We start from the raw sequence: 1,900 nt of genomic DNA, 5'->3' as shown, positions 1-1,900 counted from the left end.
CGCGCCAGACGTTCTTTGAACACCTGCGCGCGCTCGCTCAGTACCTCCCCTTCGACTCCTGGGATGACCTGTTTGACTTCATGCTCGAGGCGCTACGGCCGGCTCCGCGCAAGACCCGCGGCCGACCGAACACGGGATAGGATCAAATTTGGAATTGCTGCTGATATCCCCACTTCGTTGACAACGCTCTCGCTGTTGTTATAGTTACAACATGCCAGCCGTTTTACTCCAGAAATCCCGTGCCAAGCTGGGCGATAACCGCTTTGCGGATATCGTGATCTGGCAACTCCCCCAGCCGGCCCCGGGCAGCCTTCACCCCTTCAAGTATCGCCTGGCGTTGGTGGTCGATGAGGTGTGCGTGCTGCGCTACGATAACGAGGCCGGCAAAGGCGACCACAAGCATGTGGGCACGCGTGAAGTCCCCTATTTCTTCACCACGCTCGACCGGCTGGTTGATGATTTCTGGGCCGATGTTGCCCAACTGTGAGGCATCCATGACCACTGTCACGATCGAAGTTGCCGATATCGAGACCACCAAGCAACGCATGAAGGCCGCTTTCCGGGGTGAGCCCCAGGGCTGTTTCATCACCTTCCCCAGTCACGAGGACCTGTGGTCCACCTTGACGGCCAACCGCTGGGCGATCCTCAAGGCACTGACCGGGGCCGGTCCGCTCGGGGTGCGCGAGCTGGCACGGCGGGTCGGGCGCGACGTGAAGGGCGTTCACACCGACGCACAGGTGCTGGTGCAGAGTGGCGTCATCGACAAGGCCGCCGACGGGACCTTGCTGTTTCCCTATGATATGGTCCATGTGGAGTTCATGCTGAAAGCGGCATAGCCGCTGGCCAATCTTGCGCAGATCCCAATGACCTTGGGCTTGCAGCACTCAGACCTGCCATTAGGGACCTTGCGGCGCTACTATGCCGCCAGCCAACCAGGTCCGAGGACGCACCGCCCATGACCGACGCGCTTGCCCCCGCTCAGCCACCCACCGCCGCACCCCTGCCCGCGATCAGCGAGCACGCCTGCTACCTGATCTATCCGGCCCCGCTCTGCGATGGCCCGTTGGCGCCGCGCCTGACCCTCGGCGACCTGGCCGACGCCCAGGGCTCGCCGACTGCGCACGACAGGCAGGCGCAGACCCGCTGGATCACCGCCGAGGCCCTGGCCACCATCACGCAGGAGCGACGCGCACGGCCGGTCTGGGAACCGGGGTCTCTGGAGCCCGGTGACGACCTCTATCCCTATGTCCAACGCCTGCTGGTTGGCGACCAACCTGCCGCGGCGCACGCACCCGCGACCCAATCGACGGTCACGGCCGAGTCGCCCCCTGCAACCGTCTCCCGACTCAGCGAGTCCGCACGCAAGCTGGTTCAGGGCCAGTGCCTCGCCTACCCGCCCATGATGCCCAACGAAGAGCGCCGGCCCAAGCAACTCGGCATCCGGCTCGGCCAGGCGCGCAATCCCAGACTACGCTCCATCGCTACCCCACCATGAACTGCCAAGCCTGCGACGATGGCGCCCATGTCAACCAGCCATTCAGCGTCCTGTTCTCACTGACCCGCGACCACAAGACTCCCGAGGCCCGCATCGACGAGCAGCACGCCGATACCGATGGTGCAGCCCGACTGCAACTCCCGAAGGACCCGGATCTGCCCGACCAGGACGCATGGGAGATCCAGGCCGACCTGACGGCGCAGGGGTTCGCACTCCAAGGCCCTCTGTGCCAATGTAGGTGAGACAGCACCCCCCGGTTAAATTACTGGCTCTCTGGGATCTCAGTAGGTCGCATAGTTTCTCAAAAACAGCAGGATAGAGCGGTTACACAAAAAGAAAACGGCTCTATGGCAACGTCTGAAAATAGCGTAAGCCTCTGATATAAAGGTTCGGCAGAGCAGTAAT

General features: G+C 62.8%; 4 protein-coding genes. All 4 read left to right on the top strand.

Annotated elements, in window-relative coordinates; all coding sequences use genetic code 11:
- Positions 1 to 211 precede the first annotated feature (211 nt).
- The 4 genes from QZX93_RS13175 to QZX93_RS13160 all read left to right on the top strand — a co-directional run bounded on the left by QZX93_RS13175 (position 212) and on the right by QZX93_RS13160 (position 1,737).
- Positions 212 to 487, top strand: coding sequence for a DUF6516 family protein (locus tag QZX93_RS13175; RefSeq protein WP_295389409.1), 276 nt, complete (start codon positions 212 to 214; stop codon positions 485 to 487).
- 7 nt (positions 488 to 494) lie between these two features.
- Positions 495 to 836 (top strand): transcriptional regulator, encoded by a 342-nt coding sequence (locus QZX93_RS13170; protein WP_295389407.1) that lies wholly within the window; start codon positions 495 to 497, stop codon positions 834 to 836.
- 119 nt (positions 837 to 955) lie between these two features.
- Positions 956 to 1,495 carry a hypothetical protein gene (locus QZX93_RS13165; RefSeq protein WP_295389405.1) on the top strand — a complete coding sequence of 180 codons (540 nt, stop codon included), beginning with the start codon at positions 956 to 958 and terminating at the stop codon, positions 1,493 to 1,495.
- Positions 1,492 to 1,737: a hypothetical protein gene (locus tag QZX93_RS13160; protein WP_295389388.1), complete on the top strand. Its 246-nt coding sequence runs from the start codon at positions 1,492 to 1,494 to the stop codon at positions 1,735 to 1,737. Before QZX93_RS13165 ends, QZX93_RS13160 begins: the two co-directional genes overlap by 4 nt.
- The last annotated feature ends 163 nt before the right edge of the window (positions 1,738 to 1,900 follow it).

The sequence above is a fragment of the uncultured Thiodictyon sp. genome, assembly GCF_903946935.1.
Classification (GTDB): domain Bacteria; phylum Pseudomonadota; class Gammaproteobacteria; order Chromatiales; family Chromatiaceae; genus Thiodictyon.
The sequence above is the reverse complement of the archived record's forward strand: the minus strand, read 5'-3'. Positions and strand labels throughout refer to the sequence as shown.